This is a genomic window from Halomonas maura (genome assembly GCF_030409305.1).
Classification (GTDB): domain Bacteria; phylum Pseudomonadota; class Gammaproteobacteria; order Pseudomonadales; family Halomonadaceae; genus Halomonas; species Halomonas maura.
The window spans coordinates 42618-56250 of the sequence record NZ_JAUFPQ010000004.1 but is presented as its reverse complement, the minus strand read 5'-3'; the positions used below and the strand labels follow the sequence as shown (position 1 = coordinate 56250).

The following is a 13633-nucleotide window of genomic DNA, read 5'->3' as shown; positions in this document are numbered from 1 at the left end:
CGCGGGAGCGCCTCTCATGACGACTGCAAGAACCAAACCGCTGTCCACCAGCCACTCCGCCCCCCAGGCGCAACGCGCGCCGCTGCTGGGTATCCTGCACAGCCGCCGCCTGTGGCTGGGCATGCTGGGCTGGTCCGTGGCCCTGCTGATCTTCTTCCCGATCTTCTGGATGGTGCTGACCGGCTTCAAGACCGAGGCCGAGGCCATCGCCGAGCCGTCGCTGATCTTCTCGCCGACCCTGGAGAGCTATGACGCGGTCCAGAACCGCGCCGGCTACGCCAAGTTCGCCTTGAACAGCGTGGTGGTGGCCTTCGGCTCGACGCTGCTGGCGCTGCTGATCGCGATCCCGGCGGCCTATGCCATGGCCTTCCTGCCCACCAGGCGCACCAAGGGCACCCTGCTGTGGATGCTCTCCACCAAGATGCTGCCGCCGGTCGGCGTGCTGGTGCCGATCTACCTGCTGTTCCGCGATGTCGGGCTGCTGGATACCCGTACCGGGCTGGTCATCGTCTATACGCTGATGAACCTGCCGATCGTGGTGTGGATGCTCTACACCTTCTTCAAGGACATGCCCAAGGACATCCTCGAGGCGGGACGCATGGACGGCGCCGGCACCCTGCAGGAGGTGCTCTACCTGCTGCTGCCGCTGACCCTGCCGGGGATCGCCTCCACCGGCCTGCTGTCGGTGATCCTGAGCTGGAACGAGGCCTTCTGGAGCCTCAACCTCACCTCCTCCCAGGCGGCCCCGCTGACCGCCTATATCGCCTCCTTCTCGAGCCCCGAAGGGCTCTTCTGGGCCAAGCTCTCCGCCGCCTCGACCATGGCCATCGCGCCGATTCTCGTCTTCGGATGGCTCACCCAGAAACAGATGGTGCGTGGCCTGACCTTCGGCGCCGTGAAATAGATGACGACGATGCCGAGCCGCCGATCTTCGGCTGGCGCTCTCGCACAGGCCCGGAAACAGATGGTGCGCGGCCTGACCTTCGGGGCCGTGAAATAGATGACGACGATGCCGAGCCGCCGATCTTCGGCTGGCGCTCTCGCACAGGCCCGGAAACAGATGGTGCGCGGCCTGACCTTCGGCGCGGTGAAATAGATGACGACGATGCCGAGCCGCCGATCTTCGGCTGGCGCTCTCGCACAGCCCCGGAAGCAGATGGTGCGCGGCCTGACCTTCGGCGCGGTGAAACAGATGACGACGATGCCGAGCCGCCGATCTTCGGCTGGCGCTCTCGCACAGACCCAGAAACAGATGGTGCGTGGCCTGACCTTCGGCGCCGTCAAGTAAAGGAATCCCCTTATGGCAACGCTACAACTCAAGCAGATCAGGAAGACCTTCGGCGAGACCGACGTCATCAAGGGCGTCGACCTCGAGGTCAACGACCGGGAATTCGTGGTCTTCGTCGGGCCCTCCGGCTGCGGCAAGTCGACCCTGATGCGCATGATCGCCGGGCTCGAGAGTGCCACCAGCGGTGACATCGTGATCGATGGCCAGCGCATGAACGAGGTCGGCCCCGCCGACCGCGGCCTGGCCATGGTCTTCCAGAGCTATGCGCTCTACCCGCATATGACGGTCGAGGACAACATGGGCTTCAGCATGCGCCTGGCCGGGGTGCCCAGGGCCGAGCGGCGCCGCAAGGTCCTCGAGGCGGCCAGGATCCTGCAGCTCGAACCGCTGCTGGATCGCAAGCCCAAGGCGCTCTCCGGGGGCCAGCGCCAGCGCGTGGCGATCGGTCGCGCCATCGTGCGCAACCCCAGCATCTTCCTGTTCGACGAGCCGCTCTCCAACCTGGATGCCGCCCTGCGCGTGCAGATGCGCATCGAGCTGGCGCGGCTCCACGAGGAGCTCGATGCCACCATGATCTACGTCACCCACGACCAGATCGAGGCCATGACCATGGCCGACAAGATCGTCGTGCTGCACGACGGCGAGGTCGAGCAGGTGGGCTCGCCCATGGAGCTCTACCACCACCCCCGCAACCGCTTCGTGGCCGGCTTCATCGGCTCGCCGAAGATGAACTTCCTGGCCGTCGAGGCGGTCGAGGCCGACGCCAATGGCGTCGGCGTTCGCCTGCCGGGCGGTGACGTGACCCGGGTGCCCGTGGCGGGGCAGGGCCAGGCGAGCGGCACCACCCTGGAACTGGGTATCCGCCCCGAACACCTGGTGCTGGACGACCAGGGCCCCCTGGAAGGGGAGATCCAGGTCCTCGAGCGGCTGGGCGGCCAGACCTCGCTGTACGTGCAGATGGGCGAGGCCATGGTCACCCTGATGGCCGACGGCGATGTCGCGCACCGCGTGCATGACAAGGTGCGTTTCGGTTTCGCGCCGGGCCGGGCGCATCTCTTCGATGCCCAGGGGCTGGCCCTGTCGAGTCTCGAACAGCATCCCCTGGCCGGCCTGCGCCGCCAGGACAGTCGTGCCCCCTCCGACGCCGTCGGCCAGTGATGGGAGGGCGCATGGACAGCCTGATCTTCGATTGCGACGGCGTGCTGGTGGACAGCGAGGCCATCGCCGAGGCCACCCTGCTCGAACTGCTGGGCGAGTGGCTGCCGGACCTGGCCGCCCGGGCCGAGCTGAAGGCGGCGCTGGGCATGACCACGGCCAACATCCTGCGCTACCTCGAGGCGCGCAGCGCCTATCGGCTGCCGACGGATGCCGCCGCGCGGGTCGACGACGCCATCGAGGCCCGTCTGGCCGACGAGCTGCGCCCCGTCGACGGCGTCGCCGCGGCCATCGCCGCCCTCGAGCTGCCGCTGGCGGTGGTCTCCAACAGCCGACGTCAGCGGGTGCTGGCGTCGCTTGCCACCACCAGGCTCGACGTCCGGCTGGGCGATATCCCGATCATCACCGCCGATCAGGTGGCCCACCCCAAGCCGGACCCGGCGGTCTACCGCCTGGCCGCGCAGCGCCTGGGCTGTGCGCCCGGTGACTGCCTGGTGGTGGAGGACAGCGTCTCCGGGGTGACCGCGGCCCACGGCGCCGGCATGGCGGTGGTCGGCTTCACCGGCGCCAGCCATGTGGCGGCGGGGCAGGCCCAGCGGCTCCGCGAGGCCGGCGCCTGGCGCATCCTGTCGCACATGACCGGGCTGGTCGAGACGGTGCGGCAATGGCGGGACACCCGCCGGCCGACCGTCGGTTCCTGAGCGTACTCGTCTTCTTCCCTTTTACCCCCCTTACCAGGACGACAGCATGAAACTACAAGACAAGGTGGCCGTGATCACCGGCGGTGCGCGAGGCATCGGCCTGGCCATCGCCGAACGCTATCTCGCCGAAGGCGCACGGGTCGTGGTGGCTGATATCGACACCGCCGCCATCGACGCGGCCGTGGCCCAGCTCGCCGGTGGCGAGCGCGTCCGAGGCATCCGCCTGGACGTCTGCGACCGGGCCTCCATCGATGCCCTGATCGACGCGACCCGGCGCGATTTCGGCGGCATCGACATCCTGGTCAACAACGCCGCGGTGTTCGACATGGCGCCGCTGCTCGAGGTCAGCGAGGCGAGCTACGACAGGCAGTTCGCGGTCAACGTCAAGGGCGCCTTCTTCACCCTGCAGGCGGTGGCGAAGGCCATGGTCGAGCGCGGCCAGGGCGGCAAGATCATCAACATGGCCTCCCAGGCGGGGCGCCGCGGCGAGCCGCTGGTCAGCCTGTACTGCGCCAGCAAGGCCGCGATGATCAGCCTGACCCAGTCCTGCGGCCTGGCGCTGATCGAGCACGGCATCAACGTCAACGGCATCGCCCCGGGGGTGGTCGACACCCCGATGTGGGACGAAGTCGATGCGCTGTTCGCCCGCTACGAGAACCGCCCCCTGGGCGAGAAGAAACGCCTGGTCGGCGAGGCCGTGCCCTACGGGCGCATGGGCCGGCCGGAGGACCATGCCGGGGCCGCCGTCTTCCTCGCCAGCGACGACAGCGACTATGTGGTGGCCCAGACGCTGAACGTCGATGGCGGCAACTGGATGAGCTGAAAAAATGCCTGCGCGGGCGAATCGCTGCGTTGCGCGGTGCTCGGAGTCCCTCACATATACCCCATATGCTCGGGCTCCTGCGCGCCGTGCGCCTAGCGCTTCATCCCGCTCGGCGATTTTTTGACCACGCGGGAACAACGATGAATCCGAATATCCATGACATGGCCGTACGGCTGCTCGAGGCGGCGACGGGGCGCGAGCGCTTCATCGTGGCCCTGGCGGGGCCGCCGGCGGCCGGCAAGTCGCTGCTCTCCGAGTGGCTGTGTCGCGAGATCAACGAGCGCCAGCCGGGCATCGCCGCGGTGGTGCCGATGGACGGCTACCACTTCGACAATGCCGTGCTCGAGCCCGAGGGGCTGGTGCCGGTGAAGGGCGCCCCCGAGACCTTCGATACCGACGGCCTGCTGCAGGACCTGGCGCGCATCCGCCGTGCCGATCGTACGGTTGCCGTGCCGGTCTTCGACCGGCCCCTGGACCTGGCCCGGGCCGGCGGGCGGCTGATCACCCTCGACCACCGCCTGGTGATCGTCGAGGGCAACTACCTGCTGCTGGACCACGGGCCCTGGCCGGAGCTGCGGGCGTCGTTCGACATGACGCTGTTCCTCGAGGTGCCGGACGAGGTGCTCGAGGCGCGGCTGATCCAGCGCTGGCTGAACATGGGTCAGGACCATGACGGGGCCATCGACCGCGCCCGTCACAAGGACATGCTCAATGCCCGCCTGATCAAGCGCGCGTCCGTTCCCGCCGACGTGCACTGGGCCGCCACGGTCTGAGCGACGACGCCAGCCCCGACACCGATTCGCCGCACGCGGCAGGAGATCCAAGATGACGCGACTCAACACCGACAACCTGGGGCGATTGGCCCCGGCGGTCGCCGTGCCCGCCTACGACCGCGGCGCCGTCAGCGCCGGCATCGTCCACTTCGGGGTGGGCGGCTTCCACCGTGCCCACCAGGCCATGTACCTGGATGACCTGATGAACCAGGGCCAGGCGCTGGACTGGGGCATCGTCGGCGTCGGCGTGATGCCCGGCGACCGGCGCATGCAGGAGGCCCTGGCGGCCCAGGACCACCTCTACACCCTGGTGATCAAGCATCCCGATGGCGAGGTCGTGCCCCGGGTGATCGGCTCGATCATCGACTATCGCTATGCCCCGGACGACCCCGAGGCGGTGATCGAGACCATGGCCGACCCGGCCATCCGTATCGTCTCGCTGACCGTCACCGAGGGCGGCTACAACTTCCATCCGGTGACCGGCGAGTTCGACCTCGGCAACGCCGACGTGCGCCACGACCTGGCCACTCCCGCCACCCCGAGGACCACCTTCGGCCTGATCACCGAGGCGCTGGCCCGGCGTCGGGCACGAGACATTCCGCCCTTTACGGTGATGTCCTGCGACAACATCCAGGGCAACGGCGAGGTGGCGCACCGCATGTTCACGGCCTTCGCCCGGGCCCGGGATGCCGGGCTCGCCGCCTGGATCGAGGCCGAGGTGCCGTTTCCCAACTCCATGGTCGATCGCATCACGCCGGTCACCATGGCCGCCGATATCGAGGAGCTGGCCAGCCGTTTCGCCCTCGAGGACGCCTGGCCGGTGGTCTGCGAGCCCTTCACCCAGTGGGTGCTGGAGGACCGCTTCGCCGTCGGGCGCCCGGCCTTCGAGGACGTCGGCGTGCAGGTGGTGGACGACGTCGAGCCCTACGAGCTGATGAAGCTGCGGCTGCTCAACGCCAGTCACCAGGCGCTGTGCTACTTCGGCTACCTGGCCGGCTATCGTTACGCCCACGAGGTCTGCCAGGACCCGCTGTTCGTCGACTTCCTGCTCGACTACATGGCCCGCGAGGCCACGCCGACCCTGTCCGCCGTTCCCGGCATCGACCTCGACGACTATCGGCATACCCTGATCCAGCGCTTCGCCAACCCCGAGATCAAGGACACCCTGGCGCGGCTGTGCGCCGAGAGCTCGGATCGCATCCCCAAGTGGCTGCTGCCGGTGATCCGTGTGCAGCTGGCCCGCGGCGGCAAGATGCAGAGTGCCGCCGCGGTGGTCGCCAGCTGGGCGCGCTATGCCGAGGGGCGCGACGAGCAGGGGGAGCCCATCGAGGTGGTCGATCGCCTGGGGGAGGAGCTGATGGCCCGTGCGGGCCGGCAGCGCGAGGACCTCACCGCCTTTATCGACAACCGCGAGCTGTTCGGCGACCTCGCCGATGACGAGCGCTTCCGCCAGGCCTATCTTGCGGCCCTGGCCTCGCTGCACGAGCAGGGGGCCCGTGCCACACTCAAGGCCCTGGCGACGACGCGAGGAGGCGACTGATGTACATCGGGGTGGATTGCGGCACCCAGAGCACCAAGGTGGTGGTGGTCGATATCGAGGCGGCGCGGATTCTCGGCGAGGCCAGCCGGCCCCATGCCCTGCAGCAGGGCGACAATGGCCGTCGCGAGCAGGACCCGGCCGACTGGCGGGCGGCCTTCCTCGGCGCCTTCGCCGAGGCGGTGGCCAGCGCCGGCATCGATGCCCGGGCGATCCGCGCCATCGGCGTGTCCGGCCAGCAGCATGGCCTGGTGGCCCTGGACGAGCGGGGCGAGCCGGTGCACCCGGCCAAGCTGTGGTGTGACACCGAGACGGCCGCGCACAACGCCGCCCTGGTCGAGCGCCTGGGCGGCGAGGCGGGCTGTCTCGACCGGCTGGGGCTGGTGCTGCAGACCGGCTACACCGCCTCCAAGCTGGCCTGGCTGCGCGACACCCGGCCCGACGCCTACCGGCGCATCGACAGCCTGCTGCTGCCCCACGACTACCTCAACTTCTGGCTCACCGGCGAGCGGGTCGCCGAGGCCGGCGACGCCTCGGGCACCGGCTACTTCGACACCCGCGCGCGGCGCTGGCGCGAGGACGTGTTCGCCGAGATCGCCCCGGAACTCGACCCCGGTCGGGTGCTGCCGCGCCTCGTCGCGTCCCACGAGCCGGCGGGGACGGTGCGCCTGGAGCTGGCCCGCGAGCTGGGCCTGGCCGACGGCGTGGTGGTCTCGAGCGGCGGCGGCGACAACATGCTCGGGGCCATCGGCACCGGCAACATCACCCCGGGGCTGGTGACCCTGAGCCTCGGCACCTCGGGCACGGTGTACGCCCATGCCGAGGCCCCGGTGATCGCCGACAGCGCCGAGGTCGCGAGCTTCTGTGCCAGCCACGCTGGCTGGCTGCCGTTGATCTGCACCATGAACGTGACCTCGGCCACCACCCGCATCCGCGAGCTGTTCGACCTCGACCTGGCGGCCTTCAACGAGCGGGTGGCCCGTGCGCCCATCGGCGCCGGGGGGCTGACGCTGCTGCCCTTCTTCAACGGCGAGCGGGTGCCGCCACTGCCCCAGGCCACGGCGAGCCTGGCGGGCCTCACCGGCCTGAACACCACCCCCGACAACCTGTGCCGGGCGGTGGTCGAGGGGGCCACCTTCGGGCTGCGCTATGGCCTCGAACGGATCGGCCCGCTGGCCCGGGGAGCCAGCGAGATCCGCCTGATCGGCGGCGGCGCCAAGAGCCCGGTCTGGCGCCAGATGGTCGCCGATATCACCGCCGCACCGGTCATCTGCCCCACCGTCGGCGAGGCCGCCGCCCTGGGGGCGGCGCTGCAGGCGGCCTGGTGCGAAGGCTACCCCGATATGCCCCTCGAGGCCCTCTGCAAGCGCCTGGTGCACCTCGACGAGAGCACCCGGGCCACCCCCGACGCCGACCGCGTCGCGGCCTACGAGGAGGCCTACGCTCGCTACCGCCGGGCGCTGGCCGACCGGCACGCCATCCCCGCCTGAACCCCTGACTGACGGAGTCCGCCATGCCATCCCAACTCGATGCCCTCAAGTCGCTCTCCCTGGTGGTCGCCGATACCGGCGACCTGGACGCCATCCGCCGCTACCGGCCCCACGACGCCACCACCAATCCCTCGCTGATCCTCAAGGCCTTCGACCTCGACGAGTACCAGCCGCTGATCGAGGCGGAGCTGGCGGCCGTGAAGGCCGAGACCAGCGACCCTCAGGCCCGGATCGATCATGCCGTGGACCGCCTCGCCGTGGCCAAGGGCAGCGAGATCGCCAAGCTGATCCCCGGCCGGGTGTCCACCGAGGTGGCCGCCAGGCTGTCCTTCGACACCGAGGCCAGCATCCGCAAGGCCCACGAGCTGATCGCGCTCTACGACAGGCGCGGCGTCTCGCCGGATCGCGTGCTGATCAAGCTGGCCTCGACCTGGGAGGGCATCCGCGCCGCCGAGCGACTGGAGCGGGAAGGCATCCACTGCAACCTGACCCTGCTGTTCAGCGAGGCCCAGGCCCAGGCCTGCTTCGATGCCGGGGTGTTCCTGGTCTCGCCCTTCGTCGGCCGGGTCACCGACTGGTACAAGCAGGCGACCGGCCAGGACTTTACCCCCGACAGCGACCCCGGCGTGCAGTTCGTGCGGCAGGTCTGCCGGCGGGTCGGCGAGGGCGGCTTCGACACCGTGGTGATGGGCGCCAGCTTCCGCAACACCGGGCAGGTGCTGGCGCTGGCCGGCTGCCCGCGGCTGACCATCTCGCCGGCGCTGCTCGAGGAGCTGGCCGACGCCGAGGGCGAGGTGACCCGCCAGGTGACCATCGAAGGCGGTGGTGCACGGCCGGCACCGCTCAGCGAGGCCGAGTTCCGCTGGGGTCACAACCAGGATGCCATGGCCAACGACAAGCTGGCCGAGGGCATCCGTCGCTTCGCCGAGGACCAGCAGCGCCTCGAGGCGCTCATCGCCGAGCGGCTGGCGAGCCGCTGAATGCCTGCCGCCGGCCCGCCCCACGGGGGAGCCGCGCGGCAGCGGCCTTGCCCCGCGGGAGGGGCCTTGAAACCCCGCCCGGCCGTCACCACCTCTCCGTCGCGGGTCCACGCCGGACCCCGCCGTGCGGCTGACCGCCGTCGGATCGAGATCGAATCTGAAACTGATCACGACGCAAGGAGGTGATTGGATGTCAGTGCAGACATCGTCCAACCGACCGCTGGAACAGGCGAAAGCCCATACCGTCATCGATTCCCCCGATCCCCAGAGCCGGGTGCGCAGCGCGCCGCGGCCCGGGGAGGATCCCTATCCGACCCGCCTCGCCGAGGCCCTCGACCTGCCCTGGCTCAACCGCCAGGAGCCGGTGGTCAAGGGCCGCGACCGGGAGGGGCCGCTCAGCGCCGAGCAGCTCGACACCTTCGAGCGGCGCGGTTTCCTCTTCGAGCCGGATTTCCTGGCCGGCGAGGAGCTCGACGCACTGCGCCGGGAACTGTCCGCCCTGATGGCCCGCGACGACTTCCAGGGCCGTGACTTCAGCATCACCGAGCCCCAGGGCAACGAGATCCGCTCGCTGTTCGCCGTGCACTTCCTGTCGCGACTCTTCGGCCGCCTGGCCAACGACGAGCGGCTGATGGGTCGTGCCCGGCAGATCCTCGGCGGCGAACCCTATATCCATCAGTCCCGCATCAACTACAAGCCCGGCTTCGAGGGCAAGGGCTTCAACTGGCATTCCGACTTCGAGACCTGGCACGCCGAGGACGGCATGCCGGCCATGCATGCGGTGAGCGCCTCCCTCGTGCTGACCGACAACCACGCCTTCAATGGCCCGCTGATGCTGGTGCCCGGCTCCCATCGGGTGTTCGTGCCCTGCCTCGGCGAGACGCCGGAGGACCACCACCAGCAATCGCTCAAGACCCAGGAATTCGGCGTGCCGAGCCGCGAGGCGCTGCGCCGGCTGATCGACCGGCATGGCATCGAGGCACCCACCGGCGCGGCCGGCGGCCTGCTGCTGTTCGACTGCAACACCCTGCACGGCTCCAATGCCAACATGTCGCCGGACCCGCGCAGCAACGTCTTCTTCGTCTACAACCGCCGCGACAACCGCTGCGTCGAGCCCTATGCGGCGAGCAAGCGTCGTCCCCGGTTCCTGGCCCATGCGCCCGACGAGGACTGGTCGGCGGACGCCTGACGCGGGCCGGCGGGGGGAGTAGACTGGTGGCACTGCCACCCGTCCGCGGGCATCCCCGAACAAGGAGTCGACAGGAATGCGCTTCGTCCCCCGTTTCACCGATGGTCAGGCCTTCCCGGAACCGTTGGGCAAGATCGTCTGTGTCGGCCGCAACTACGCCGAACACGCCCGGGAGCTCGACAACCCGGTGCCCAACGAGCCGCTGCTGTTCATCAAGCCGGCCACCAGCGCCGTGAACCTCGAATCGCCCATCGCCGCCCCCTCCGAGCGGGACGATGTGCACTACGAGACCGAGCTGGCGCTGCTCATCGGTCACCCGCTGACCCATGCCTCCGCCGAGGAGGCGGAGCGGGCCATCGTCGGCATCGGCCTGGCCCTGGACCTGACTCTGCGTGCCGTCCAGGCGGAACTCAAGGAGAAGGGCCAGCCCTGGGAGGTGGCCAAGGCCTTCGATGGCGCCTGCCCGTTGTCGGCCTTCCTGCCCCTCGAGGCGGCGCCCAACTGGAGCGGCCTGGAGTTCACCCTGACGGTGGACGGCGAGACCCGCCAGCATGGCCGGGGCGCGGACATGCTGTTCCCGGTGCCGGAGCTGGTCGCCGAGATGAGCCGCCACTTCACCCTGGCACCGGGGGACGTGGTGCTCACCGGCACGCCCGCCGGGGTCGGCAAGCTGCCGCGCGGCGCCGAGCTGCGCCTGGAACTGGTCGACGGCATGGTGGTGACCACCCGCGTCGTGGACTGACCGGGAGGTCCCCGACGTGACAGGGCCCCGCCGGCGATGCCGGCGGGGCCCTGTCGTGTCGGTCGCGGGCGCGGGGTCACTCCAGGTAGGTGTAGCCCTCGAGGCCGTCGGAGAGGTCGTCGAGGAAGCGTGCCTGGTCGTCGCTGGCCAGGCCGCTGGCGGCGAGCTGCTCGGCCAGCCGGCGGCGCAGCGTATCGGCATCGAAGTCCACATAGCCCAGCACGTCGGCGACCCGGTCGCCGCGGCGCACGTGGTCGAAGCGCCACTCGCCGGCGTCGTCAAGGGCGGCGTCCACCGAGTCGGTGTCGCCGAACAGGTTATGCAGGTCGCCGAGGATTTCCTGGTAGGCCCCCACCAGGAAGAAGCCCATCAGGCGCTCCTCGCCCTCCCGCCACTCGGGCAGCGGCAGGGTGGTCTCTACCCCCTGGCCATCCACGTAGCCGTCGATGCGCCCGTCGCTGTCGCAGGTGATGTCCTGGATCACCGCCCGTCGCGTGGGCTCGCGGTCCAGGCCGGCCAGCGGCAGCACCGGGAAGATCTGGTCGATGCCCCAGACGTCCGGCACCGACTGGAACAGCGAGAAGTTGACGAACAGCTTGTCGGCCAGCTTCTCGGCCAGTTCGTCGTGGATCTCGCGGTGGGCGCGGTTGCGTGGATCGAGGCGCTCGCGCAGCCGGGCGCAGGCGGCGGCATAGACCCCCTCGCCCTCGGCGCGGGTCTCGAGGCCGGCCAGGCCCATGACGAAGCGCTCCTGCAGCTCGCCGATGGCCTGCACCAGGTCGTGCCAGGCCTCGACCAGGCCACGCGGGTCGTGCATGGCCTGAAGCTCGTCGTGGACCCGCCACAGCTCGTCCACCTGGGGATCGCCCTCGACCCGGGGCGGCGGCGGCTGGGTGTCGACGCGCTCCTCGCCGATCACGTTGGTGACCAGCACGGCGTGGTGGGCGGTCAGCGCCCGGCCGGACTCGCTGATCAGGTGGGGGTGGGGCAGGCCCTCGGCCGCGCACACCTGGGCGAAGGCCGTGACCACGTTACGCGCATACTCGCGCATCGAGTAGTTGATCGAGCAGAAGCTGCGCGAGCGGGTGCCCTCGTAGTCGATGCCGAGCCCGCCGCCCACGTCCACGGTGTCCACCGGGACGCCCAGCGCCAGCAGGCTCTGGTAGAAGCGCGCGCACTCGCGCAGGCCGCGCTGGATGTCGCGGATGTTGGCGATCTGCGAGCCGAGGTGGAAATGCACCAGCTGCAGGCTGGCCAGGGCGTCGGCCTCCGCGAGACGGGCCACCACGGCCTGGATCTGCCCGGCGGTGAGGCCGAACTTGGACTTCTCGCCGCCGGTGTTCTGCCACTTGCCCTTGCCCACCGAGGCCAGCCGGGCACGCAGGCCGATCCGCGGGGTGACGCCGAGCCGGTCGGCCTCCTCGAGGATCAGCGGCAACTCGGAGAGCTTCTCCACCACCAGGTAGACGCGGTGGCCGAGCTTCTCGCCCATCAGCGCCAGGCGGATGTACTCGCGGTCCTTGTAGCCGTTGCAGACGATCAGCGAGGGGCCGTCGCCGGACAGCGCCAGCACCGCGAGCAGCTCGGGCTTGCTGCCGGCCTCGAGGCCGACCCGGCCGTGGCCGCGCTCCTGGGTGGCCAGTATCTCCTCGACCACCCGACGCTGCTGGTTGACCTTGATCGGGTAGACCGCGGTGTAGCCGCCCGTGAAGCCTTCCTCGCCCATGGCGCCGTCGAAGGCGGCACACAGCTGCTCGACCCGGTCGTGGAGGATGTCGGTGAAGCGGATCAGCACCGGCAGGCGCAGCCCGGCCTGGCGCAACCGGGCGATCAGCGGGGCCAGCGGCAGCGAGGGGCCGTCGGTCTCGCCGCCGAGCGGGCGCACCAGGGCCTGGCCGTCGTCGTCCACGTCGAAGTAGCCGCTGCCCCACTGGTCGATGTTCCAGGTGTGCCGGGCGCGGTGGGCGGGGCCCGCGGCGCTGCCCATCGCCAGGCTCATGGCCGGGCCTCGGGCAGCGGCAGGGCGCCTTCCTCGATGCGCCGCCGCAGCACGGTGCGGAACTGCTCCGGGTCGTGGGGGGTGAGGTCGTGGGCCGGCGGGTCCACGTAGACCACCAGTAGCCGGGACAGCCAGTAGCGTAGTGCCGTCAGGCGCAGCATCATCGCCCAGGCCTCCCGCTCGGCCGGCACCAGCGGGCGGCGGGCCTGGTAGGCGGTGAGGATGGCCTCGTAGCGCGCCGGGTCGAGGCGGCCATCGGGCTCGGTGGCCCAGTCGTTGATGACGATGGCCAGGTCGAACAGCAGGTCGCCGGTGCAGCCGTTGTAGAAGTCGATCAGCCCGCCCAGCCGGTCGCCGTCGAACAGGGTGTTGTCGCGGAACAGGTCGCCGTGGAGCGCCCCCTGGGGCAGCTCGGGGGACTCGTGGAAGAAGCCCTGGTAGATCTCCACCTCGTCCTTCATCAGGGTCTGGTCCTCCGGCGAGAGATAGACCAGGACCTTGTGGTGCATCGGCAGCAGCCAATGCAGGTCACGCGGGTTGGGCCGAGTGCCGGGGAAGTGCTGCGAGACCCGGTGCATGCGGCCCAGGGCATCGCCCAGGGCCCGGCACTGGGCCAGGTTCGGGTCGCGAGGGTGCTTGCCCGGCAGCCGCGGGAACAGCAGCGCCGGCTTGTCGGCCAGGCTGTGCAGGGCGACGCCGTCACGGTCGTGGAGGGGGCCCGGCACCGGCAGGCGGTGCTCGTCGAGGTAGTCGAGCAGCTCGACGAAGAACGGCAGCTCCTCGTGCTCGCCCTGCTCGAACAGGGTCAGCACCAGCTCGCGACGGTCGGTGGTGACGAAGAAGGTGCTGTTCTCGGTGCCGGCGGGCACGCCCTCGAGGGAAACCAGCGAGCCGGCATCGAAGCGACTCAGGAAATCCGCGACCTGGGAGTCGGTAAGCGGTGTGAATACGGCCAT

Annotated in this window: 13 protein-coding genes; 11 read left to right on the top strand and 2 right to left on the bottom strand. The window is 70.1% G+C overall.

Annotation, left to right across the window (positions count from 1 at the left end):
- Positions 1 to 16 precede the first annotated feature (16 nt).
- From QWY76_RS01230 to QWY76_RS01180, 11 genes are all read left to right on the top strand, one after another.
- Complete coding sequence (locus tag QWY76_RS01230; RefSeq protein WP_290309296.1) at positions 17 to 904, top strand: carbohydrate ABC transporter permease; 888 nt, start codon at positions 17 to 19, stop codon at positions 902 to 904.
- Positions 905 to 1096: 192 nt separating this feature from the next.
- Positions 1097 to 1288 carry a hypothetical protein gene (locus tag QWY76_RS01225; protein ID WP_290309295.1) on the top strand — a complete coding sequence of 64 codons (192 nt, stop codon included), beginning with the start codon at positions 1097 to 1099 and terminating at the stop codon, positions 1286 to 1288.
- A gap of 12 nt (positions 1289 to 1300) precedes the next feature.
- Positions 1301 to 2446: an ABC transporter ATP-binding protein gene (locus QWY76_RS01220; RefSeq protein ID WP_290309294.1), complete on the top strand. Its 1146-nt coding sequence runs from the start codon at positions 1301 to 1303 to the stop codon at positions 2444 to 2446.
- Positions 2447 to 2457: 11 nt separating this feature from the next.
- Positions 2458 to 3144, top strand: a complete 687-nt coding sequence (locus tag QWY76_RS01215) for an HAD family hydrolase (protein ID WP_290309293.1) — start codon at positions 2458 to 2460, stop codon at positions 3142 to 3144.
- Positions 3145 to 3190: 46 nt separating this feature from the next.
- Positions 3191 to 3967 carry an L-iditol 2-dehydrogenase gene (locus QWY76_RS01210; RefSeq protein WP_290309292.1) on the top strand — a complete coding sequence of 259 codons (777 nt, stop codon included), beginning with the start codon at positions 3191 to 3193 and terminating at the stop codon, positions 3965 to 3967.
- A gap of 140 nt (positions 3968 to 4107) precedes the next feature.
- Positions 4108 to 4740, top strand: coding sequence for a nucleoside triphosphate hydrolase (locus QWY76_RS01205; protein WP_290309291.1), 633 nt, complete (start codon positions 4108 to 4110; stop codon positions 4738 to 4740).
- Between the two features lie 52 nt (positions 4741 to 4792).
- The gene (locus tag QWY76_RS01200) at positions 4793 to 6280 is read left to right on the top strand and encodes a mannitol dehydrogenase family protein (protein ID WP_290309290.1); all 1488 of its coding nucleotides are present in this window, start codon (positions 4793 to 4795) and stop codon (positions 6278 to 6280) included.
- Positions 6280 to 7767 carry a xylulokinase gene (gene xylB, locus QWY76_RS01195; protein WP_290309289.1) on the top strand — a complete coding sequence of 496 codons (1488 nt, stop codon included), beginning with the start codon at positions 6280 to 6282 and terminating at the stop codon, positions 7765 to 7767. The genes QWY76_RS01200 and xylB overlap by 1 nt, the downstream gene beginning before the upstream one ends.
- Before the next feature lie 23 nt (positions 7768 to 7790).
- Positions 7791 to 8747: a transaldolase gene (gene tal, locus QWY76_RS01190; RefSeq protein WP_290309288.1), complete on the top strand. Its 957-nt coding sequence runs from the start codon at positions 7791 to 7793 to the stop codon at positions 8745 to 8747.
- A 190-nt stretch (positions 8748 to 8937) separates the two neighbouring features.
- A complete protein-coding gene (thpD, locus tag QWY76_RS01185; RefSeq protein ID WP_290309287.1) occupies positions 8938 to 9936 on the top strand; it encodes an ectoine hydroxylase in 999 nt (332 codons plus the stop codon).
- A 76-nt stretch (positions 9937 to 10012) separates the two neighbouring features.
- A complete protein-coding gene (locus QWY76_RS01180) occupies positions 10013 to 10678 on the top strand; it encodes a fumarylacetoacetate hydrolase family protein (protein ID WP_290309286.1) in 666 nt (221 codons plus the stop codon).
- Between the two features lie 76 nt (positions 10679 to 10754).
- Here the strand turns inward: QWY76_RS01180 and speA are convergent, their stop codons facing one another.
- Positions 10755 to 12677: a biosynthetic arginine decarboxylase gene (gene speA / locus QWY76_RS01175; RefSeq protein ID WP_290309285.1), complete on the bottom strand. Its 1923-nt coding sequence runs from the start codon at positions 12675 to 12677 to the stop codon at positions 10755 to 10757.
- Entirely contained in the window at positions 12674 to 13633 is a 960-nt protein-coding gene (locus QWY76_RS01170) for a homoserine kinase (protein ID WP_290309284.1), read from the bottom strand. The genes speA and QWY76_RS01170 overlap by 4 nt, the downstream gene beginning before the upstream one ends.